At 73.4% G+C, this 22740-nt stretch carries 15 protein-coding genes; 7 read left to right on the forward strand and 8 right to left on the reverse strand.

Annotated features, from left to right (window positions below; genetic code table 11):
* Positions 1-88 precede the first annotated feature (88 nt).
* Positions 89-1096 (reverse strand): 4-(cytidine 5'-diphospho)-2-C-methyl-D-erythritol kinase, encoded by a 1008-nt coding sequence (locus ACFQSB_RS22780; protein ID WP_380828949.1) that lies wholly within the window; start codon positions 1094-1096, stop codon positions 89-91.
* Between the two features lie 245 nt (positions 1097-1341).
* On the opposite strand from ACFQSB_RS22780, the gene ACFQSB_RS22785 reads away from it, so the two are divergent.
* Both ACFQSB_RS22785 and ACFQSB_RS22790 read left to right on the forward strand, forming a co-directional pair.
* A complete protein-coding gene (locus ACFQSB_RS22785) occupies positions 1342-3096 on the forward strand; it encodes a serine/threonine-protein kinase (RefSeq protein ID WP_380828917.1) in 1755 nt (584 codons plus the stop codon).
* A complete protein-coding gene (locus ACFQSB_RS22790; protein ID WP_380828918.1) occupies positions 3093-4688 on the forward strand; it encodes a hypothetical protein in 1596 nt (531 codons plus the stop codon). Before ACFQSB_RS22785 ends, ACFQSB_RS22790 begins: the two co-directional genes overlap by 4 nt.
* Before the next feature lie 109 nt (positions 4689-4797).
* On the opposite strand, the gene rsmA is transcribed toward ACFQSB_RS22790, so the two are convergent.
* Positions 4798-5664, reverse strand: coding sequence for a 16S rRNA (adenine(1518)-N(6)/adenine(1519)-N(6))-dimethyltransferase RsmA (rsmA, locus tag ACFQSB_RS22795; RefSeq protein ID WP_380828919.1), 867 nt, complete (start codon positions 5662-5664; stop codon positions 4798-4800).
* Positions 5665-5765: 101 nt separating this feature from the next.
* Here rsmA and ACFQSB_RS22800 point away from each other — a divergent pair, with 101 nt between their 5' ends.
* Entirely contained in the window at positions 5766-8273 is a 2508-nt protein-coding gene (locus ACFQSB_RS22800) for a protein kinase domain-containing protein (RefSeq protein WP_380828920.1), read from the forward strand.
* A gap of 224 nt (positions 8274-8497) precedes the next feature.
* On the forward strand, positions 8498-9991 hold the full coding sequence (locus tag ACFQSB_RS22805) for an integrin alpha (RefSeq protein ID WP_380828922.1): 1494 nt from the start codon (positions 8498-8500) through the stop codon (positions 9989-9991).
* 53 nt (positions 9992-10044) lie between these two features.
* Here ACFQSB_RS22805 and ACFQSB_RS22810 read toward each other — a convergent pair whose 3' ends face one another.
* The 4 genes from ACFQSB_RS22810 to ACFQSB_RS22825 all read right to left on the reverse strand — a co-directional run bounded on the left by ACFQSB_RS22810 (position 10045) and on the right by ACFQSB_RS22825 (position 15304).
* A complete protein-coding gene (locus tag ACFQSB_RS22810) occupies positions 10045-10911 on the reverse strand; it encodes a resuscitation-promoting factor (protein ID WP_380828924.1) in 867 nt (288 codons plus the stop codon).
* 405 nt (positions 10912-11316) lie between these two features.
* Entirely contained in the window at positions 11317-12186 is an 870-nt protein-coding gene (locus tag ACFQSB_RS22815; protein WP_380828927.1) for a TatD family hydrolase, read from the reverse strand.
* Positions 12183-13976: a methionine--tRNA ligase gene (gene metG / locus ACFQSB_RS22820; RefSeq protein WP_380828928.1), complete on the reverse strand. Its 1794-nt coding sequence runs from the start codon at positions 13974-13976 to the stop codon at positions 12183-12185. Before metG ends, ACFQSB_RS22815 begins: the two co-directional genes overlap by 4 nt.
* Positions 13977-14080: 104 nt before the next feature.
* Positions 14081-15304 (reverse strand): glycosyltransferase family 2 protein, encoded by a 1224-nt coding sequence (locus ACFQSB_RS22825; protein WP_354927609.1) that lies wholly within the window; start codon positions 15302-15304, stop codon positions 14081-14083.
* Between the two features lie 111 nt (positions 15305-15415).
* Here ACFQSB_RS22825 and ACFQSB_RS22830 point away from each other — a divergent pair, with 111 nt between their 5' ends.
* On the forward strand, positions 15416-16942 hold the full coding sequence (locus tag ACFQSB_RS22830; RefSeq protein ID WP_380828929.1) for a hypothetical protein: 1527 nt from the start codon (positions 15416-15418) through the stop codon (positions 16940-16942).
* On the opposite strand, the gene ACFQSB_RS22835 is transcribed toward ACFQSB_RS22830, so the two are convergent.
* Together ACFQSB_RS22835 and rsmI are read right to left on the reverse strand one after the other, a co-directional pair.
* Positions 16925-18610, reverse strand: coding sequence for a dolichyl-phosphate-mannose--protein mannosyltransferase (locus tag ACFQSB_RS22835; protein ID WP_459117350.1), 1686 nt, complete (start codon positions 18608-18610; stop codon positions 16925-16927). The two genes, ACFQSB_RS22830 and ACFQSB_RS22835, sit on opposite strands and share 18 nt — an antisense overlap.
* A gap of 61 nt (positions 18611-18671) precedes the next feature.
* Entirely contained in the window at positions 18672-19508 is an 837-nt protein-coding gene (gene rsmI, locus ACFQSB_RS22840; protein ID WP_380828931.1) for a 16S rRNA (cytidine(1402)-2'-O)-methyltransferase, read from the reverse strand.
* A gap of 137 nt (positions 19509-19645) precedes the next feature.
* Between rsmI and ACFQSB_RS22845 the strand changes: the two genes are divergently transcribed.
* Together ACFQSB_RS22845 and ACFQSB_RS22850 are read left to right on the forward strand one after the other, a co-directional pair.
* Positions 19646-21262: a dolichyl-phosphate-mannose--protein mannosyltransferase gene (locus ACFQSB_RS22845; RefSeq protein WP_380828932.1), complete on the forward strand. Its 1617-nt coding sequence runs from the start codon at positions 19646-19648 to the stop codon at positions 21260-21262.
* A gap of 133 nt (positions 21263-21395) precedes the next feature.
* Positions 21396-22718 carry a hypothetical protein gene (locus tag ACFQSB_RS22850; protein WP_380828933.1) on the forward strand — a complete coding sequence of 441 codons (1323 nt, stop codon included), beginning with the start codon at positions 21396-21398 and terminating at the stop codon, positions 22716-22718.
* Positions 22719-22740: the final 22 nt, after the last annotated feature.

Genomic DNA, 22740 nt, shown 5'->3' on the forward strand with positions numbered 1-22740 from the left:
AACGGCCCGGCGGAGGTGATCGTCAGACGCGGACGACCCCAGGAAGGGGGACCGTCAGGCGGAGGACGACCCTGGGGGAAGGTGAGCGTCAGGCGGGGACGATCACGGCGCCCGGGACGGGGCCTCGCGCGGTGACGGCCTCGCGGCAGACGCCCGCCGCGCGCAGGGCCGTCGCCAGGCCGGCCGCGTGGGCCTCGGACTCGGCGAGGAAGGCACAGGTGGGGCCGGAGCCGGACACCAGAGCCCCGAGGGCTCCGCTGTCCCGTCCCGCCGCGAGGGTGCGGGCCAGGGGATCGCACAGCGCCAGCGCGGCGGGCTGCAGGTCGTTGACCAGCGCCGCGCCGAGCGCCTTGACGTCTCCGGCGGCGAGCGCGGCCATGAGGGCGTCGTCGGCCCGCGGCCAGGCGACCGGCTCACCGGCGGCCTCGCGCAGCCGGTCGCACTCGCCGTACACCTTGGCCGTGGAGAGGCCGCCCTCGGCGAGCGCGAACACCCAGTGGAACTCGCCCGTCACAGGGACCGGCGCGAGCTTCTCGCCGCGCCCGGTTCCGACGGCCGTACCGCCGAACAGGGCGAAGGGGACGTCGCTCCCGAGATCGGCGGCGATGTCCATCAGCTCCCGCCGGTCGAGGCGCAGGGCCCACAGCTCGTCGCAGGCGATCAGGGCGGCGGCCGCGTCGGCGCTGCCGCCCGCCATGCCCCCGGCGACGGGGATGGCCTTGCGGATGGCCAGGTGGGCGCGCACGGGCCGGCCGGCGCGCGCCGCCAGGGCGACGGCCGCCTTGACCGCGAGGTTCTCCCCGTCGAGCGGCACCTGGCCCGCAGGGTCGCCCTCGACGCTCACCGTGATCATGGCTCCGGACGGGGTGGCCGTGCCGGTGGCGGCGCTCGGGGGCGTGGTCTCGCCGGTGACCGTGCCGTCATCGGCTGCCACGGCGGCCATGGCGTCCTCGGCGGGCGTGGTCACATCGGTCGCGGTGACCTCGTCGAACAGGGAGACGGCGTGGAAGACGTTCACCAGGTCGTGGTAGCCGTCGTCACGTCGCGGGCCGACGGAGAGCTGCAGGTTCACCTTGGCGGGCACCCGCACGGTCACGGAGGTCACGGGATCCGATCGTAACGCCCGCGCCACCGCGCCACGGCGCGCGTCCCGGCATGTGCACCTCCGGGCATGTGTGCGTCCGGGCATGTGTGCGTCCGGGCATGTGTGCGTCCGGGCGGGTGCGCGGCGGGTGCGCGCGGCCTCGGCGACCGCCGACCGTAACGGATATGTAGGTAAACGGTCGGACAAAGCACATCGAGCATCTGTACGGTGACCGTTCGGGGGCCACGGGGTGAACGGTGAAGGAGAGATCCATCGACGGCCAGAACGTCTCCTCCCCGCTGACGAAGGACGATCCTCGCGCGATCGGGGAGTACACGCTGACCGGACGCCTGGGTGAGGGCGGCATGGGAACGGTCTACCTCGGCACGTCCCCGACCGGCCGCCGGGTCGCGGTCAAGGTCGTCAAGCGGCAGTTCACCGAGGACGCCGGGTTCGCCGCGCGCTTCCGCTCGGAGGTGGCCAACGCCCGCAAGGTCGCCTCCTTCTGCACGGCGAGGGTGCTGGACGACGGCGTCGCCGAGGACGGGCGGCCCTACATGGTCACCGACTACATCTCCGGCACCCCCCTGTCCACACAGATCGCCACCTACGGCCCTCTGGAGGAGTCGCCGCTGGTCGGCATGGCCTTCGGGGTCTGCGCCGCGCTCGCCGCCATCCACGCCGCGGGCCTGGTCCACCGCGACCTGAAGCCCGGCAACGTCATCCTGTCCATGACCGGGCCCCGGGTCATCGACTTCGGCATCGCCCGCGCGCTCAGCGGCCTCACCGGCCCCACACTGACCGGCGAGGTCGTCGGCACGCCAGGATGGTGGGCCCCCGAGCAGATCGACGGCGGACCGGTCACCCCGGCGGCGGACGTCTTCGCCTGGGGGTGCCTGGTCGCCTACGCCGGCACCGGGAGGCATCCGTTCGGCGACGGCGACCCGATGACCGTCGCCTACCGCATCCTGCACGAGGAACCGCGGCTCGCCGGCCTGCCCGAGCCGCTGGACCGCCTGGCCCGCCGAGCGCTCCACCGCGACCCGGTCCTGCGGCCGACGGCCCGCGACCTGCTGCTCGACCTCATCGGCGGGGAGGCCGACGGGCCCTCCACGCACGTCCTCGAAGCGCTGTGGGAGCCGCCGAGCAACCTGCGGGCTCCTGGCGGGCCGTCCGGTCCGGACGACGACCCCGGCGGGCCTTTCGGCGGCCACGACGGCAGGGACGGGACGACACGCCCCGACCATCGGCCGGGACGACCGCGGCATGAGCCGGGAGAAGAACCCCAGCCCGGGCCGTCCCCGGAGCAGGCGCTCCCATCAGGGCACGAGGGGGCGACTCTGCGCGGGCACGGGCCCGGCGCCGAGCCGGACAGCGAGTCGCCGGGCCGGCACGACTCCGGCCCGGCGGGCTACTCCCGACCGGCGGACGGGCGCGACCACGGACCGGCGGCGTGGCGGCCGGGCGGGCGGCGACGGGCGCGGACGCGCGCGGCCGCCGCCGTCGCCGCCGCGCTGGCGCTGATCGCCGGGGCCGCCCTCGTGGTGCGATGGATGGGGCCGGACGCGGGCGGAGGAGCCGGCGCGCCCGCCCGGGACACCGACCTCGGCCGTCGCGTCCTGGTCGGCGAGCGGGGGCTGCAGTTCCTGGTCAGCGCCCCGCCCGTCTGCGGCGGCCCGCCACCGGCCGGCGGCACGGGAGGCCCCGGCGGGCAGACCTGCCGTGCGTACTGGTTCGTCCTCAACATGGGCGGGACGCCCGTGACGCTCACCGGCGCGCCGGAGCTCGTGGACGACGCCGGCGGACGGCACGCGATGACCCGCGCCGTCAGGACCGGCGCGCCGGACGGCCCCGGGGCCGTCGCACCCGGCCCCGGAGAACGCCCCGTCGACATCCGTCCCGGGCAGGTGCTGACCTTCGGGGCGGCCTACGAACTGCCCGCCGGCCGCACGGCCGTCGCCCTCACCGGCCGCATCGCCGCCGGCACCGCTCCGATCGAGGTCCGCCTGTGACACTCCTCCTGCGGCGGCTGGCACTGGTGGTGCCGCTGCTCCTGCTGCCCCTGGACGCCACCGCCTCCCACGGCTCCACGGCCCGGCACGCCTACTCCCCCAGCGCCACGGCCCCCTCCCCCAGCGCCACAGCCTCCTTTCCCGCCGCCTCAGCCCCCGGCCCTGAGGCGTGCGCGCACGCGGGAACGGCGGACTTCAACGGGGACGGCTTCAACGACGTCGTGGTGGGCGACCCCTTCGGCGAGCCGCCCGACCGGTGGGCGGGCTGGGGCCACCTGTTCCTCCTCAGCGGCACCTCCCGGGGATTCCCCGACGTGGTCGGCAGACCGTTCCCCAGCGGCGGCGGCCTGAGCGGCTGGACGGCCCGCGCCGGGCACCTCGACGGCGACGGCTGCCTGGACCTGGTGGTCGCGAGCCCTCACTGGAACGGCTACGTCACCGACAAGTCGAGCAACCGGGTCACGCTCGTCCCCGGCGCGGGCACCGTCACCGTCTACTGGGGCGGGCCGGACTTCGGCCGCCCCGGGGCCGCCCGGCTGGACCTGCACGCCCCCTCCCCCCGCAACGAGGCGCACTTCGGCTGGTCGCTCGCCGTCGCCTCCGGCCTGCTCGCCGTCGGGGCGCCGTACGAGGACGCCGACGGCGTCCCCGACTCCGGCGCGGTCTACCTGTACCGCTTCGGCGGCGACCGCGGCCGCGTCCCCGGCGATCCCCGCCGGATCACCCAGCAGACGCCGGGCGTGCCGGGCGACGGGGAGGCCGGCGACCTGTTCGGGTGGTCGGTCGCGCTGGGCGCGCTCGCCAAGGGCCCCGCCCCGGACCTGGCCGTCGGCGCCCCGTACGAGGACACTCCGCTCGAGGGCCGGACGGTGCGCGACTCGGGGGCCGTGACGGTGCTGTACGACGCCGCGGAGGGCCCCGGCGGGTGGTACCGCGGCAAGGGCTGGGACCTGTCGAAGCTGACCGACCAGGTGCCGGTCAACGAGGGAGACCTGTTCGGGTACTCCCTCTCCTACGGAGACGCCGTCGGCCGGCTCGCGGCCGGCGCTCCGTACGCCGATCCGCTCGGCGCCCGGGACGCCGGGATCGTCCAGATATTCTCCGGCGGCCGCACGGCGCCCGAACCCGTTCCGGCGTGGACGTTCTGGCAGGGGAACGTGGGGGAGATCAGCGAGCCGCGAGACGCGTTCGGCTTCTCGCTGGCCTTCTCGGGCGGCCGCGACCTGGTGGTGGGCGCGCCGTTCGACGGGGACGGCACCCATCCGGAGACCGGGGCCGTGCACGTGCTGACGCTCACGCCGGCCGGGACGGCGTCCGGTCCCACACCGTCCACGGAACCGCCGCTCGCTCAGCCCGCCCGTCTGGTGCGATCGCGCGGCCCGCAGAGCTTCGAGCACTTCGGCTGGTCGGTGAGCGGCGCGGGCGAGGGATGGGTGATCGTCGGCGCTCCCGACCGGGACGGGACGGGCGCGATCGGCCTGGTGCGGATGGGCGGCACGGACGCCGAGCCGCTACGCCCGGGCGACGGGCACATCATGCCCTTCGACCGGACCCACCACCCCACCGACTTCGGCGCCACGGTCGCGGGATGACCCCAGCTCAACGCCCCGCAGCACAGCGTCCCCGCCGAAGCCGAGCACGCCGTCCGGGCCATCCGCGACCATCTCGCCGCGACCGCACCGGACATATCTGACGGCGCCCTCACATAGGGGTGGGGCGGTGTTCGGCTATGCGGGCGAAGTCTTCGACGGGGAGTTGTTCGCCGCGTTGGGCGGGGTCCACGCCGGCCGCGCGGAGCGCCGTCTCGGCGGCGGCGGGAGTGCCGGCCCAGGAGGCGAGCGCCGCCCGCAGGGTCTTGCGCCGCTGGGCGAACGCCGCGTCGATGACCGCGAACACCTCCTCACGCGAGGCGGTGGTCGCGGGCGGCTCGCGGCGGGTGAGTGCCACCAGCCCCGAGTCGACGTTCGGCACCGGCCAGAAGACCGTGCGGCCGACCGGACCCGCGCGGCGCACGTCGGCGTACCAGGCCGCCTTGACCGACGGCACCCCGTACACCTTGGATCCCGGACCTGCGGCCATGCGGTCGGCGACCTCGCTCTGCACCATCACCAGGCCCTTGCGCAGCGACGGCAGCACCTCCAGCAGGTGGAGCACGACGGGCACCGCCACGTTGTACGGCAGGTTGGCCACCAGGGCGGTGGGCTGTGCGCCCAGTTGCCCGGGCAAGACGCGCATCGCGTCCGCCTGGACGACGGTCAGGCGACCGGCCAGCTCGGAGGCGCGCTCGGCGACGGTGATCGGGAGCTGAGCCGCGAGAACCGGGTCGATCTCCACGGCGACCACCTCGGCGGCCTCGGGGAGCAGGGCCAGGGTCAGCGACCCGAGCCCGGGCCCCACCTCGATCACGACGTCGTCGGAGGTGACCTCCGCCACTCTGACGATGCGCCGGACCGTGCCGCCGTCGATGACGAAGTTCTGCCCGAGCCGCTTTGTCGGACGAAGGTCGAGCTTGTGCGCCAAATTACGTATTTCGGACGGGCCCAGCAAACCCACAATTGAACTCCCCATCCATTCAGTGTCTCGCACCGAACACTCCCCAGAACCGGCGGACGAACCGCTCGAATCGCCCTGCGAGCCGTAACCGATCTTCAAGCGGAAGGAAAGTGGGCATGGGTAGTGTGGCCACGCCAGGGAGCGAGGAGGCGTCGTCGATGGACCGTACAGGTGCGGACCCGCTCCTCCCTGCCGATCCCCCGAACATCGGGCCCTACCGGTTGCTCGGCCGCATCGGCCAGGGAGGTATGGGCACCGTCTATCTCGCCGAGGCGCCCACCGGACGGCCCGTCGCGGTGAAGGTCGTCAAAGCCGAGTTCACCGTGGACGAGGGCTTCGCCGTCCGCTTCCACGCCGAGGTCACCAACGCCCGGCGCGTCGCGTCGTTCTGCACCGCCGAGGTGCTCGACAACGGCAACGCCGACGACGGCCGGCCGTACATGGTCACCGAGTACATCGCCGGGACGCCGCTGTCCAAGCAGATCTCCAGCTTCGGCGCGCTGGAGGCGGGCACCCTGCACGGTGTCGCCCTCGGCGTGGCCGCCGCGCTGGCCGCCATCCACGTCGCCGGGCTGGTCCACCGGGACCTCAAGCCGGCCAACGTCATCCTGTCGATGTCCGGCCCGCGAGTGATCGACTTCGGCATCGCCCGCGCCCTCGACGCCACCCAGGGGGTCACCCGCTCGGGCGAGCTGCTCGGCAGCCCCGGCTGGTGGGCGCCGGAGCAGGTGCGCGGCGAGGAGATCTCCCCGGCCGCCGACGTCTTCGCCTGGGGATGCCTGGTCGCCTACGCCGGCAACGGGCGGCACCCTTACGGGCGCGGCGACCTGATGACGCTCGCCTCCCGCGTGCTGGCCGGCCGGCCGGACCTCGGGACGCTGCCCGCTCCGCTGGACCGGCTCGTGCGGCAGGCCACCGATCCCGACCCGCGTCGCAGGCCCTCCGCCCAGGAGTTGCTGATCGCCCTGGTCGGCGGCGACCCGACCGGTGCCACGCCGCCGCCGGCCGCCGCGCGGGTCGTTCCCGTGGACCCGCCGACGCTCGTGGCCACCGAGATGCTGAACGAGTCGTGGGAACCCCCCGCCAACGTCGCCGCCGCCGAAGAGGCTCAGAGAGCCGAAGGCGCCCAAGGCGTTCACGGCTCTCAGGGCTCTCAGGGCTCTCAAGGGGCCACGGGGCCCTCCGCCGGCGTGCCCTTCGTTCCTGCCACGCCCGCCGCCGGTACGCCCTCCGCTGCATCCACATCCACCGCGGACGTCCCCTCCGGGGCTGCCGTAGGAGGGACTTCGAGCGGGATCGCCGCCGAGGGCATCGGGGACACCGACGACACCAACCCCGGCCTGTCGCTCCCCGGGCTCGCCCTGCCCCGGCACCTGTCCTCGCGCCCGGCACCCGGCGCCGCCGGACCTTCCATCCCAGGACGCACCGCCACCTCCACAGCAGGAGCCGCGACACCCTTCGCCCCGGGAACCGGCACCCCCTCCGCCCCGGGAACCCCCGCGCCGTCCGGTCCGGGAACCACGCCGTCCGGTCCGGGAACCACGCCGTCCGGCCTGGGAACCACGCCGCCCGGCGCCTCGGGGACCACCGCGCCGCCCCCGTCCGCGACCTCGGCACCGGCCGGCCCGGGGACCGGCGTGCCCTCCGCGCCCGGAGCCGCGACGTCCGCCATCTCAGGGACCACCGGGCCTCTCACGCCGGCAACCGCGACGTCCGCCGGCCCGGAGACCGCCGCCCCCTCCGCGTCCGGAGCCGTGGCGTCCGCCGCCCCGGGAACCGCCGCGCCGTCCGGTCCGAGGGGCGCCGCGTCCGCCGCCCCGGGAACGGCCGCGCCGTCCGGTCCGGGGGGCGCCGCGTCCGCCGAGGCCGTCTCCTCGGCCGGCCGTGGCTTCGCCGCCGCATCGCAGGCCCCGACCGCCGCGGAGTTCCCCACGGACACCGCGATCGATCCCGGGGCCTTCCTGGCGGAGAGCGCGACCGCCGCCGCGGGGACGCGGACCGAGGACACGCGGCCGTCCGCGGGGGCGGACGGGGTCACCGTGCCGTCCGTGATCCCCACGACCGGCGGCGAGCCGCGGCGCAGGTCGCTCGGCCGCAGGTGGCTGGTGCCGGCGCTGACGGTGCTCGGCGGGCTCCTGGTCACGGCGGGCGTGCTGGTCATGGTGCTGCCCGACCGCACCCCGGTTCGCGCCACCGGCGTGGCCGCCGTCACCGCCCCCACCCCCACACGTGAGACCGACATCGGCCGCCGCTACGCGGCGAGCGAGACGCTCGACGGCCCGCAGTTCGTCATCCCGTCCAGGCCCCAGTGCGGCCTCACCTCCTACCAGGGAGCCACGCCCGACGAGGGCCGGTTCTGCGTGGTCAGGTGGACGCTGATCAACCCCGGCGGGGTCCCGGCGGCGGTCTCGCCGACGCCGCCCGTGCTGGTGGACGACCGCGGCGCCGAGCACGAGCCGCTTACGACCGGCGCGGCGTCCTCGGGGTCTTCAGCGGCCCCCGCGACCCTGCCGCCGGGCGGCAGGCTCGACGGCGTGCTCGTCTACGACCTGCCGCCGGCCCGGGGCGCGGCCACCCTGAAGGTGCCGATCTCCGACACGACCACGATCGAGGTGCGGCTGTGACCCTGCGCCCGCGGCCGTCATCGGCCGCCTTCACCACCTCACCGGCCGACTCCCCCTCGAGCTCGCGCGGGACCTCGAGCTCGCCCCGGGCTTCAGGCTCGTCCGGTTCGTCGACCTCGGGCAGGGCCGCAAAATCGTCCTGCTCGTCGGGTCCGTCCGGAACCTCGGGCTCGTCCGGGTTATCGAGCCGATCAGAGATATCCGGGTCATCCCGCTTATCGGCCGTGCTGGTGGCGGCCGGGATGCTCGCCGTGTCGCTGGTCGTGCCGGGCGCCCAGCGTGCCGAGGCGGCGGCCGGCTGCGCGAAGGCGAGCGCCAACGACTTCGACGGGGACGGCCGCGACGACGTCGTGGCGGGCGATCCGCTGGCCGACGCGGCCGGCGTGCGCGGCGCCGGGGCGGTGCACGTGCTGCCGGTCGGCGGCGACGGCCCCGGCCGGGGTCTGGTGATCACCGCGCCCACGCCGCGTCCCGGCGACGCGTTCGGCTGGACCGTCCGCACGACCCACTACGACGGTGACCGGTGCCTGGACGTCATCGTCGGCGCCCCCTACGCCGACAGCGGGGACGCCGCCGACGCCGGAGCGGTGTACGTGATCCGCGGCGGCGCCTACGACGGGCGGGTGCCGGCCGGCGCGATCAGCGAGATCTCCGCCCCCCAGCCCGAGCGGGACGCCCACTTCGGCTGGTCGCTGGCCGCCGCCCGGTCCGCGGGCCGCCCGGCCGGCGTGATCGCCGTGGGGGCGCCGTACGAGGACGCCGACGGCACCGGCGACTCCGGCGCGATCTACCTGTACTGCGCCAAGCCCGAAGGGGGCGCCGAGCCCGCGCTGCGCATCACCCAGGAGTCCGAGGGCATCGTCGGCAACGGCGAGCAGGGCGACATGTACGGCTGGTCGCTGGTGTTCGGCCGGTTCGGCGGGCGCGACGACTCGGTGGACCTCGCGGTCGGCACTCCGTACGAGAACGACGACGGCGTCGGCAGGCAGGCGGGCGACTCCGGCAAGGCCGACACCGGAGCGGTCGAGATCATCTACGACGCCGCCGAGGCCACGAAGAAGTACACCAGCGTCAAGTGGGGCATCCCGAACTCGGTCAAGGGCGTCACCGAGCACCCCGGCGACCGGTACGGGTACGCCCTGGCCTACGCCGAGTCCGGCGGCCGGCCGTATCTGGCGGCCGGCGCGCCGCTCGCCGACCTGCCGGGGGCGACCGACGCCGGCCTGGTGCAGGTGTTCACCCTGGGCAAGGACGGCGCTCCCGTTCCCTCACGGACGATCCGGCTCGGCGGCGAGGGCCTGGCCGACCAGCCCCCGAAGGCCGGGGCGTCCCTCGGCTGGTCGCTGGCCATGGTCGGGTCCGCGACGTCGCTGCGGCTGGCGATCGGCGGCCCGTTCGACTCCGCCGGCGCACCGCAGGGCGGCGCGATCAGGCAGGTGCCGCTCGTCGGCGGCCCGGCGGGCGGGGCCGCGCAGGCGGGCCTGGCCCGGCCGTACGACCACCTTGGCGGGTCGATCGCCGCCTTCGGCGCGGCGGACTCCTTCGGCCCCGGCGCGGGGCTGCTGGCGGGGGTGCCGGACCGGCGGGACGCTCCCGGAGGGGCGGTGGCGGTGCTCCGCGACGGCGCCGCGGCCCGCCTGGTCGTCCCCGGACGCGACGCGGTGCCCGCCGTCCCCGGCGGAGCCTCCGTCGACTTCGGCGCCTCCGTCAGCGGCTGACGACCGCGCGGCCACCGCCCCGGAGACGAGTGCCGCGTCCGGCGGAGGGGGCGTCAGCGGGTGAACAGCAGGGCGCCGCAGACCGGCCATTGGGCGCGCCAGCGGCCGGCGACCCGTTGGTAGAGGAGCTGGGCGCGGTAGGTCTGCTCGTCCGCCGCCCAGTCGAGCGGGGTTCTCATCCCTCCGGCCGCCTGCCACATGGCCAGGCTGAGCTGGTACATCCCGAAGTACGGCCCCGCCGGGTCGAACGCCTTGGGGTTGGCGAGGGTCTCGCATCGCGCCAGCGCGGGCCAGTTGAGCGCGGCGACGGCGGGGCTGACCGCCACCGTGTGCGGCGGGACGGCGGGCGCCGCCGGGATGATGCGGATCACCTCGCTGTCCTCGGGGAAGGCGTCCATCGGGGGACGCACCCGGTCGCCCCGGGCCAGGGTGATCTTCTGCTGGGCCAGCACGGCCCGCACCGTGCGCCGGGTGGTCACGGCGTCCAGCCGGACCCCGCCCCGCACGACCGTCACCCGGCGGCGCGTGCGCACGTCGAGCGCGAAGCCCGAGATGGGGATCTGCCGCATCCGGGAGGCCGACAGGGTGGCCAGGCGGTCGTTCAGTTTGAGCTGCTGGAGCGCCTCGCCCACGTTGATGGCGGTCACGGTGTGCACGCTCCTCCTGCCGTCCACGGTGAGGCGGAGCGGGCGGGCGTGGCGCACGACGATTGACGAGCCGTCGGCGACCGGCGCCGCGGGCGGCGGGGACACCACGTCCCCCGGGCCGACCCGCACCTTGACCGCGGCGAGGACGTCCCGCACGGTCGCGCCGAGGCTGCGGACGGTGGTCTCGCCGCCGTCCACGGCCAGCCGCACCTCTTTGGCCAGCACGTGGCCGGTCAGCAGGCCGAGCGAGACGCCCGCCACGACCGCGCCCACCGCCCATGCCCACACCGCCCACACCGCGCGGACGGCGCGGACGGCCGGCCGCGGACCGGAGTGCAGGCCGGGCGGACGAGGCCGGGACGTGCGGCGACGGCGGGCACGACGCGATCCCGCACGCCGCGCGCCCCGTCCAGGGGCCGGAGATGGATCCACAGCGCGTCCTTCAGGTAGACCGAAGACGGTAGAGGACCGGTGGGCCGCGCGGTCGGTCCCACCGAGGGCTGCCGACGCTAGCGCCGGGCCTCCCCCCTCCTCAACCGGTTCGCCGAAACCAATCCGTGACATTGACTCCGCTTGGGAGTACCGGACCGGATCAAAGGGACGAAGGGACGAACGGCTGCTCCGCCACCGCACCCCGGCCGTGATCGACCGGCCGGGACGGGGACGGCCCCTGCGGAATCACCAGGCGCCGAAGACTCTTTCGCCGTTGGCGCTGATGGCGCGGGCCAGGTCGTCGACGGGCGTCCCCTTGACCTCGGCCAGGCAGCGGAGCGTGAGCGGGATCAGGTAGGGCGCGTTCGGCTTGCCGCGGTGCGGGGTGGGCGGCAGGTAAGGGGCGTCGGTCTCCACCAGCACGAGCTCCGGCGGCGCCACCCTGGCTGCCTCGCGGAGGTAGGCGGCGTTCTTGTAGGTCACCGGGCCGGAGAACGACATGACGTACCCCGCCTTCCCGCACCGCCGGGCCATCTCGGCGTCCCCGGAGAAGCTGTGGAACACCACGACCTCGGGGGCGCCCTCCTCGGCGAGGACCCGCAGGACGTCGTCGTGGGCGTCCCTGTCGTGGATCACCAGCGCCTTGCCCGTGCGCTTGGCGATCTCGATGTGCGCGCGGAAGGACGCCTGCTGGTCGTCATGGGAGGCCCAGTCGCGGAAGTAGTCGAGCCCGGTCTCACCCACGGCGCGGACCTGCGGCTCGCCGGCGAGCTTCTCGATCTCGGCGAGCACCTCGGGCGTGGCGGCGTGCGCCTCGTTGGGGTGGATCGCCACGCCCGCGTAGACGTCGTCGTGCCGGCGCGCGGTCTCGGCGTTCCACCGCGAGGAGCGCAGGTCGTAGCCGATCGTCACCAGCCGGGTGACGCCGACCGCCCGCGCGTTGGCCAGGATGCGCTCGACCCCGCCGCTCGCCGCCTGGGCGGCCAGTGCCACCTGGTCACCCGAGGACGCCTTGCGGTCGCCCACCATGATGTCCAGGTGGCAGTGGCTGTCGAAGACCTCGGCGCCGAGCGGCGACGGCGCGGGCGGAACCTCGGCCGCCGGGCGCTCGCTCACTCGGCGGACGGGGAGTCGAGGCGGGCGAGCTCCTCCTCCACCACCTTGGGGTCGAGTTTGGCGAACAGCGGCGTGGGCGGTGCCAGCGGAACGCCCGGCCGCAGCGGCCTGGACTCCCAGGTGGCCGCGCCGTCGTACTCGCCGCCGATCACCGGGTAGTGGCGGCCGTCCTCGTCGTCGACCTCGCGGATCTGCGGCATGCCCGACCACACGCCCTCCCCGCCGAGCATGGCGTGCACCTTGTTCGACGAGCCGGGCAGGAACGGGGTGAGCAGGGTCTTGGCGTCGTCGACGACCTGGAGCGCGACGTGCAGAATGGACTTCACGCGCGCGGGGTCGTCCTTGAGCTTCCAGGGCTCCTGCTCGGCCAGGTAGCGGTTGGCGTCGCGGACGACGTCGAAGGCCTCGGTGACGGCGTTCTTGAACCGCGACCTGCCGAGTTCGGCGCCGACCGCGGGGAAGGCCGCGCGGCTGCGCTCGAGCAGCGCGCGGTCGGCGTCGGTCAGCTCGCCCGCCTCGGGCACCGCGCCGAAGTTCTTGGCCGCCATCGAGATCGAGCGGTTGACCAGGTTGCCCCAGGCGGCGACGAGCTCGCCGTTGTTGCGGTTCACGAACTCCGACCAGGTGAAGTCGGTGTCCTGGTTCTCCGGGCCGGCCACGGCGATGTAGTAGCGCAGCGCGTCGGCGTCGTAGCGCTGAAGGAAGTCGCGCACGTAGATGACGACCTGGCGGCTGGAGGAGAACTTGCGCCCCTCCATGGTCAGGAACTCGCTGGAGACCACCTCGGACGGCAGCGCGAGCTTGCCCAGGGACCCCGGCGTGCCGCCCCGCGCCCCTTCGCCGTTGTAGCCGAGCAGCATCGCCGGCCAGATCTCGGAGTGGAAGACGATGTTGTCCTTGCCCATGAAGTAGTAGCCGCGGGCGTCGGGGTTCTGCCACCACTGCCGCCAGGCGTCGGGGTCGCCGGACCTGCGCGCCCACTCGATGGAGGCGCTGAGGTAGCCGATGACGGCGTCGAACCAGACGTACAGCCGTTTGTCGCCGCGGTCGCGCCAGCCGTCCAGCGGGATCGGCACGCCCCAGTCGAGGTCGCGGCTGATCGCGCGCGGCTGCAGGTCGCCGAGGAGGTTCAGCGAGAACTTCAGCACGTTGGGCCGCCACTCGCCCTGCTTGGACGAAAGCCACGTGCCCAGCGCCTCGGTGAAGGCGGGCAGGTCGAGCATGAAGTGCTCGGTCTCGATGAACTTCGGCGTCTCGCCGTTGACCTTGCTGCGCGGGTTGATCAGGTCGACCGGGTCGAGCTGGTTGCCGCAGTTGTCACACTGGTCGCCGCGCGCCCCGTCGTACCCGCAGATGGGGCAGGTGCCCTCGATGTAGCGGTCGGGCAGCGTGCGGCCGGTGGACGGCGAGACCGCGCCCAGGGTGGTCTTGGGGAAGACGTACCCGTTGTCGAACAGGCCCTTGAAGATCTCCTGCGCGACGGCGTAGTGGTTGCCGGTCGTGGTGCGGGTGAACAGGTCGTAGGACAGGCCGAGGGCCGTGAGGTCCTCGGCGATCACCCGGTTGTAGCGGTCGGCGAGCTCGCGGGCGGTGACGCCCTCCTTGTCGGCCTGCACCTGGATCGGCGTGCCGTGCTCGTCGGTGCCGCTGACCATCAGCACCTTGTTGCCCGCCATCCGCTGGTAGCGGCTGAAGACGTCGGACGGCACGCCGAACCCGGAGACGTGCCCGATGTGGCGGGGGCCGTTGGCGTACGGCCACGCGACGGCGGTCAAGATGTGCTGGGACATGGCACAAGCCTAGATGCCCCGGCGGAACGTCTCGAACCGTTTACCCCTACCCGCGCGAAGAGCCGCCTGACACCCTGTCAGACGGCTCTGGGCGGAAGGAAGGATCAGGCGGCCGGGGTGCTCTCGCGCTTGACGGCCTCGGCGGCCTCCTCGGCGGCGGAGGCGGCGACGTCGGCCAGGGTCTCCTTGGTGCGGCGGATGCCGAGGATGCTGATGAACAGCGACGCGAAGATCGTCTGGAAGCTCATGATGAGGGCGGTCGCCGACGGGACGACCAGGCGCAGCGACTCGGCGGGGATCAGCGGCCCGAAGTTGCGCACCTGCCAGTGGGCCAGCGAGGCGACCATGCCGGCCAGGCCCGCGAGGGCGAGCAGACCGCCCGCCACCAGGCCCTTCTCCAGCGTCACGACGTCGACCAGCCGCTTGATGCGGCGGTCTTCGGGCAGGAAGCCCTCCTCGGCGGCGTACACCTTGGTGAACAGCGCGAACAGCACCGCCTGGAAGCCGATGACCACCCCCGCCGACGCGCCGACCAGGGTGTCGACGTCGAAGGCGAGCTTGCCGATGTAGACCGGGCCGAAGGTGAGCGCCGCGCCCGCCGCCAGGCCGAGGACCATCAGCACCATGCCGGGGATGAGGAACAGCCAACGCGGGCTGTACAGCAGCAGGAAGCGCAGGTGGCGCCAGCCGTCGCGCCAGGAGCGCAGGTGCGGCGGGCGGGTGCGGCCGTCGGGGCTGAGCGTCGTCGGCACCTCGCGCACGTCCAGGCCCTGGAGGGTGGCCTTGACGACCATCTCGCTGGCGAACTCCATGCCGCCGGTCTGCAGGCCGAGGTTGAGGATGGACTCGCGGCGGAACCCGCGCAGGCCGCAGTGGAAGTCGCGGATGGCGCTGGGGAAGAACAGGCGGCCGATGAACGACAGCACCGGGTTGCCGAGGTAGCGGTGCAGCGGCGGCATGGCGCCCGGGGCGATGCCGCCGCGGAAGCGGTTGCCCATCACCAGGTCGGCGCCGGAGCGCAGCTCCTGCACGAAGGGCGCCAAGGCGGTGAAGTCATAAGAGTCGTCGGCGTCCCCCATGATCACATAACGGCCGCGCGCGGCGCGGATGCCGCCCATCAGGGCGTTGCCGTAGCCCTTCGCGTCCACGTGGACCACGCGGGCCCCGGCGTCGCGGGCGAGCTGCTGGGACCCGTCGGTGCTGCCGTTGTCGGCGATCACCACCTCGCCCTCGATGCCCTGCTCCGCCATGCAGGCCAGCGCCTTACGGACACACGTTTCGACGGTCTCCGCCTCGTTCAGGCATGGCATGACCACGGTCAGTTCCACGTCGAAACCCCTCGTTCGCGCCTCGATCATCGTCTGCGTAGTTCAACCATGATGCCCTCTGCCCCCCGGTGCTCGGGTCAAGACGTCGAAAGGGCTGGCATCCTGTAAACCATGGTGACCGTTGCCGACCCGGCACAGGCCGGCCTGCCCACGCCGCGCAAGGGTGCGCGACTCTGGGAGTTCGTCAGGACGCGGCGGCTGTTCGTGATCGCCGTCGCGCTCGGCGCGGTCCTGCGGGTGATCGCGATGCTCGGCTACCGGCCGGCGATGTGGTTCAACGACTCCTACGAGTACGTCTCGGTCGCCCTGCACCCCCGCCCGCACCCCATTCGCCCGGACGGGTACGGATTCTGGCTGCTGATCCTCAAGCCGTTCCACAGCTTCGCGCTGGTGGTCTTTACCCAGCACCTCATGGGGCTGGCGACGGCGGTGCTGGTCTATGCGCTTCTCAGGCGCAAATTTGGCCTGCCCGACTGGGGGGCGACCCTGGCCACCGTGCCGGTGCTGTTCGACGCCTACCAGATCCAGCTCGAACAGATGATCATGTCGGACACCATGTTCACGCTGCTCATCGTGGGCGTGGTCACGCTGGTGCTGTGGCACAGGCGGCTGTCGTGGAAGGCGGGGGCCGCCGTCGGGCTGCTGCTGGCCCTGACGGCGCTGACGCGCAGCATCGGCCTGCCCATTCTCGCCGTCGTGGTGGTCTTCCTGCTGGTCAAGCGCACCCACTGGAAACCCGTGGTCGCCGTCGTGGCCGCCTGCGCGGTGCCGGTGGTCGCGTACATGGGGTGGTTCTCGGCGGTCAACGGCCAGTTCGCGATGACGCAGAGCGACGGGCTGATCCTCTACATGCGCACCGCCAAGTTCGCCGACTGCAGGAAGATGCAGATCGACGTCCAGCGCGAGCAGAACCTCATCCCCCTGTGCATCAACCCCAACGTCGAACGCAGCAAGTTCTCCCAGCTCTACCTCTGGTACAGCGGCTGGGGCGAGGTCCTGCACCGCTACGGCGCCGACAAGTTCGACCGGTCGCTGAACGACGCGGCGGGCACGTTCGCCAAGCGGGCCATCCTCGCCCAGCCCGGCGACTACCTGGCGGCCGTCACCGGCGACCTGCTGCGCAGCTTCCGCTGGGACCGGCCGGTCTTCCCCGACCCCAACACCTGGAACCAGTACCAGTTCGACGGCAAGGGCGTGAACCGGCACGACACCACGCGGCTGCTGACCTCGCTCCCCCACTGGCCGAGCTACCTGGGCTGGACCGACCGCGACATGGTCGCCTACGAGCAGGGCAGGGCCAGCACCCGGGTGTACTGGCCGTGGGCGACGGTCATGGAGCGCTACCAGCGCGTCGCCGCCATGCCCGGTCTGGGGCTCGGACTGGCGATGCTGGTGGGCGCGGCCGGGGCGGTCGTGCGCTGGCGCCGGCTGGGCGGGCCCGGGCTGCTGCCGCTGGTGGCGGCCGCGGCCCTGGTGGTCGCGCCGGCGGCCACCGCCGAGTTCGACTACCGCTACCTGCTGCCCGCCGCGCCGCTGGCCTTCCTGTCGGCCGCCATCGCCGTCCGGCACGGCCTGTGGCCCGCGCGCCGCGGCGAGCCGGCGCCGCCCGCCGAGACGCGGCTAGATCCAGCTGCGTAGGAGCATGCGCCGGTACCAGTCGTCGTAGGGGATGAGCTCGGCGGTCAGCGCGGGGTGCAGCCAGGCGAAGTTGGCGATGCTCAGCAGCACGAACGCCCCGGTCACCGCCGCCCCGACGGCCCTGCGGGAGCCCGTGACGCGGGAGGGGCCGATGAGCAGCCCGGCCGCGAGCGTCAGCGCCAGGATCATGAACGGCACCACGGGCGCCATGTAGAACAGGAACATGGTGCGGTGGTCGGCGATGGCGTAGTAGACCCACGGCAGCCAGCCGACGCCGTAGGCCAGCAGCACCGCGCCGGCCCGCCAGTCGCGGGCGGCCACGTACCAGGCGATCAGCGCGATCAACGCCACCAGCGCGCCGTACCAGATGACCGGCGTGCCCACCCCGAGCGTCGCCTGCGAGCAGCTGGCCGCGCCGCATCCCTTGGGGCTCTGGTAGTAGAAGGCGACCGGGCGCAGCAGCAGCGGCCACTGCCAGGGCCACGACTGGTAGGGATGGGTCTGCTCCAGGCCTGTGTGGAAGGTGAGCACCTGGAGCTGGTAGTCGATCCACGACCGCGCCGAGCTGAACACCCAGTAGACCCAGCCGCTGGAGGTCGCCTGGGCCCAGTTGCGGCCGTAGCCGTAGGCGGTGGCGAACCAGCCCGTCCAGGACACCGTGTACGTCAGCGCCGGTACGGCGGCGACCGCGACCAGTGAGGTGGGCACATCGTGGCGGAACATGCCGGAGAACGGGCGGCGCAGCCCGACCGCCCGGCGGGCTCCGGCGTCCCACACCAGGCTCATCACCGCGAAGGCCACCAGGAAGAAGATGCCGCTCCATTTCGTGGCGCAGGCCGCGCCGAGACACGCCCCGGCCGCGATCCGCCAAGGTCGCATGCCCAGCCACGGTCCGCCGTCGCTCAGCGGCGAGGTCTCGTACCAGTCCGCCAGGCGTTCGCGGGAGCGGTCGCGGTCGACCACCAGGCAGGCGAAGCCGCACAACACCCAGAACATCAGGAACACATCCAGCAGCGCCGTGCGGCTCAGCACGAAATGCAGCCCGTCCAGCGCCAGCAGCAACCCCGCCATGCACCCCAGCAGCGTCGAACGCGTCATCCGCCGCGCCAGCCGGGCCAGCACCAGGATCGACACCGCCCCCACCAGCGCCGCCGCGAAGCGCCACCCGAACGGATTCGCCCCGAACAACCACTCACCCACCCCGATCATCCACTTGCCCAACGGCGGGTGCGCCACGTACTGCGCGCACGGGTCGAGGTTGTCGGGGGTGCAGCTCACCCAGAGGTCGTCCCTGCCGGCGATGAGCCGCCGGTCGGCGATCGGGTCCTTGTCCGTGCCGAGGAAGGTGCGCTCGACGCCGTACCTGAGCAGGGACAGCGCGTCCTTGGCGTAGAAGGTCTCGTCGAACTCCACCGCCTTGGGGGTGCCGAGCCGGTCGAACCGCAGCAGGGCGCCGAACACCGCCACCAGGATCGGGCTCAGCCACCCCCACAGGGCGCCGCCCTGGAACGGCGGGACCAGCCGGTCGCGCACCGGCACGGGGGCCGCGTCCTCGGCGCTCCCGACGGCGTCGCCGACGTCGCCGGCCTCGCCGGGCGGTCGGAGCGGCGCTCCGGCGACAAGTCGCGTGTTTCTGGCGAATCTCGGAAGGAAGACGCGAACGGACACCCGGGCACCCTATTGGCAGGGCGCCACCCGCATCCAGAGATCAGGCCCCGCGGCAGGGGCGTCAGGCGCGGTGGACGGCGTCGTACAGCTCGCGCTTGGGGACGCCGGCGGCCTTGGCCACCTCGACGATGGCCTGCTTGCGCGACACCCCCGCCTGCTCCCGCCGGGCCACCTCCGCGACCAGCGCGCCGATGTCGGGCTCGGCGTCACCGGGCGCGTACCCGGCGACGACCAGCGTGATCTCGCCGCGCACGTCCCCCTCGGCCCAGGCCGCCAGCTCCGACAGCGGGCCGCGCCGCACCTCCTCGTAGGTCTTGGTCAGCTCGCGGCAGACCGCCGCGGGCCGCTCGGCGCCGAACGCCTCGGCCATCGCGGCCAGGCAGGCGCGCAACCGGTGCGGGGCCTCGAAGAAGACCATGGTGCGCTCCTCGGCGGCGAGCGCGGCCAGCCGCCGGGCCCGTTCTCCGGGCTTGCGCGGCGGGAAGCCCTCGAAGCAGAACCGGTCGCTGGGCAGGCCGGAGATCGCGAGCGCGGTCGTCACGGCCGACGGACCGGGCAGCGCCGTCACCGGGATGCCGGCCTCGACCGCGAGGTGCGTCAGCCGGTAGCCGGGATCGGAGACCCCCGGCATCCCGGCGTCGGTGATGACCAGCACGGTGCGCCCGTCCTGGAGGTCGGCGAGCAGTTCGCCCGCCCTGGCCGCCTCGTTGGCGTCGTAGTAGGACACCACGCGGCCCGCGAGCGTGACCCCGAGGTCGGCGGCCAGCCGGCGCAGCCGGCGGGTGTCCTCGGCGGCCACGACGTCGGCGCCGGCGAGCGCCTCCCGCAGCCGGGCGGAGGCGTCCTCGACGCGCCCGATCGGAGCCCCTGCCAGCACCAGCCTGCCGTTGTCGTTCACGGTGCCCATCCTTCCCCATGAACGTTCCACGGGCGCGGGCGCCGTCGACCGGTCGCTCCCTGGAAGGACTCCCCCAATTGGGTACGTAAGAGGTGTTTCTTAGGCTGGACGTAATAGCCGCCCCGTACGATGTCCGGATGGCCCTGACGGACTTCCCTAACCAGGACTTCGAGCAGCCGGAGCCGCACGACGACCCCGCACAGCCGGGCTCGGTCCGCGACCGGCTGGTTCCACCGTTCCAAGGGAACCCCCTGTGGGGGTGGCTCGGTCCGATCCTGGTGGCGCTGTTCGGCGCCTTCCTGCGGTTCGACCGGCTGGGCTCCCCCAAGGCGATCGTGTTCGACGAGACCTACTACGCCAAGGACTCGCTCTCGCTGATCAACTTCGGCGTGGAGCGGGTCGCGGTCAAGGACGCCGACAAGATGCTCCTGGCCGGCAACTCCGGCATCTGGAAGCAGTGCGGCCCGAACGAGCTGGACCAGTGCGCCTCCTATGTCGTCCACCCGCCGCTCGGCAAGTGGATGATCGGGGTGGGTGAATGGTTGTTCGGGGCGAATCCGTTCGGGTGGCGGTTCGCGGCGGCGCTGGTGGGGGCGGTGTCGATCCTGGTGCTGGCCCGGCTGGCGCGGCGGATGACGCGTTCGACGCTGCTGGGGTGCATGGCGGGGTTGCTGCTGGCGCTGGACGGGTTGCATTTCGTGCTGAGCCGCACGGCGCTGCTGGATGTGTTCCTGATGTTCTGGGTGTTGTGCGGGTTCGCCTGCCTGGTGGTCGACCGTGACCGCTCCCGCGAACGCCTGGCTGACTGGTACGAGACCTCGCCGTTGAACGCGAGCGGCCCGTGGCTCGGCATGCGCGGCTGGCGGATCGCGGCGGGGGCGTGTCTGGGCGCCGCGTGCGCGATCAAGTGGAGCGGCATCTTCTTCCTGATCGCCTTCGCGATCATGAGCCTGGTGTGGGACGCCGGAGCCCGCCGCGCGGTCGGACTGCGCCGCCCGTTCTCTGGCATGTTCCGCCACGACGTGCCCACCTCGCTGGTCGCGGTCGCCGTGGTGCCCGCGCTGACCTACATGGCCAGTTGGACCGGCTGGTTCGCCACCGCCTACGGCTACGGCCGCAACTGGGCCCAGGCCACCTCCAGCGGCTGGGTCTACTTCGTCTTCAACTCGCTGCGCTCCTGGTGGGACTACCAGTGGATGGTCCTGAGCTTCCACACCGGGCTGGACTCCACCCATCCCTACCAGTCGTGGCCCTGGCAGTGGCCGCTGCTGCTGCGCCCGGTCGCCTTCTTCTACGAGAGCCCCACCGGCGGCTGCAAAGCGGACAAGTGCTCCCAGGCCGTGCTCGGGGTCGGAACCCCCATCATCTGGTACGGCGCCGTGGTGGCGCTGATCGCGCTGATCGCCTGGTACGTGGCCACCCGCGACTGGCGGGCCGGGGCCGTGCTGCTGGCCTACGGCGTCGGCTGGCTGCCGTGGGTCTACTACGCCATCGCCGACCACCGCACCATGTTCCTGTTCTACACCGCCCCCATGCTGCCGTTCATGATCCTGGCGCTGACGCTCGCGGCCGGGCTGCTCATCGGGCCGGCCAACGGCGCCAATCCGAGGCGCAGGATCATCGGAGCCGCGCTTTCGGGTGCCTTCGTGCTCGTGGCCCTGGTTAACTTCTGGTGGCTGTACCCCGTTATCGCCGCCGAGATCATCCCCTACGACGATTGGCACCGGCGCATGCTCCTCGACCGCTGGATATGACCCCGGACATGATCCCCCTGATCGTTACAACCAAGCCCTTCTGCTCTTTCCGGTCTTACAGGTAGGTGACGTGGAAATCGTCCGTGGCGGTGGTCGTCGTCAGGGCCCGGCCCTATACGGCAGACTGCGAAGCATGCCCGCACCCGACGTCGCCGCGCTCCTCACCGAGCTCGAGCGCTCCGATCCGGAGGTCGCCGACGACGCCCGGGTGGCCGTCGAATGGCTGACCGGCGGCGAGCCGTTAGAAACGATCACCCAGCTCGATGTGTGCGAGTTCCTCTGGTACACCCTCCCCCTGAAGGTGACCGGCGAGCACGGCGATCTCGCCCTGGCCCTGGGCCGGCTGCTGCGGCTGGGCGGCATGGAGCGCTACGCCGAGCTGTGCACCTCCCCGGTCACCGCGCGCATCCTGCGCACGTACGCGCGCGGCGGCGAGGACGCCGGGACGGCGGCCTACCAGCGCGCGCTGCATGCCACCGGCGTCCTGCCGCCCGACGTGCCCGAGCTGCACTGGAGCTCGATCATGGGCCCCGAGGAGCTCGGCGCCCACCTCGCCTGCTCGGCGGCGCTGGAGCTCGCCGTCGTCTCCGGTGAGCTCGTGCCCGCCGCGAGCGATTGGAAGTCCCAGGCCGAGGCGCTCACCCGCCGCTGGCTGACCGCCCCGCGCACCGAGCTGGGCGGCGACAACTGGGTCAACCGCGTGCACGGCGAGCGGCTCAACCGCTGGGTGCTCGGCCGGGGCGCCGCCCGCCGCGACCTGGCGCAGCCGTTCGAGGTGCGCCTGCACGCGCCGATCCCGGTCCCCGACGGCCCGCAGTTCCCCGCTCTGCGGTGGCTGCTCGAACTGGCCGCCCTGCCCGCCGGCGTGCCGCTCACCAAGCAGCACAACATCGCCCGCGCCGTGGTCGTCGAGGCGGCCGAGCGGTTCGGCTGGGAGATGGCGGGCACCCGCAGCGAGAGCGGCGTGGCGGCGCTGCGTGCCCTGCGCCGCATCGCCGAGCGCGAGCTCGGCGCGGTCTCCCGCGCCGGCCGGGCTCTGGTGCTGACGCCGGCCGGGCGCCGGCTGCTGGACGACCCCGCCGCCCTGTGGCAGGCGGCGGCTCCCGCCCTGCTGACGCCCGCGACGGGCGAGCGCGAGATGGAGATGTCGGTGCGCGAGGTCGGGCTGATGCTCCTGGTCGAGCGCGACGACCTGCCGTGCGGCCCGCTCACCGAGCGCGTCACCGAGGTCGTGGTCGGCGAGGGCTGGCGGACGACCACCCCGGCCGACGTGGCGGCGCCGCTGGTGGAGCTGCGCCACCGCCTGGAGGCGCTGCACCTGTGCGCCCCCCGCGACGACCTGCCCTCCCCCGAGGAGGCCGTCCCCGTCACCCTGACCCCGGCCGGGCAGGCCGCCGCTCTCACGGCCCTGCGCCGGCAGGCGCTGCGTCCCCGCAAGTACGTCACCCTGAACTGAGCCGGGCCGGCCGCGTGCCAGG

Origin of the sequence: Sphaerisporangium rhizosphaerae, assembly GCF_042665155.1 — a bacterium.
Lineage (GTDB): Bacteria > Actinomycetota > Actinomycetes > Streptosporangiales > Streptosporangiaceae > Sphaerisporangium > Sphaerisporangium rhizosphaerae.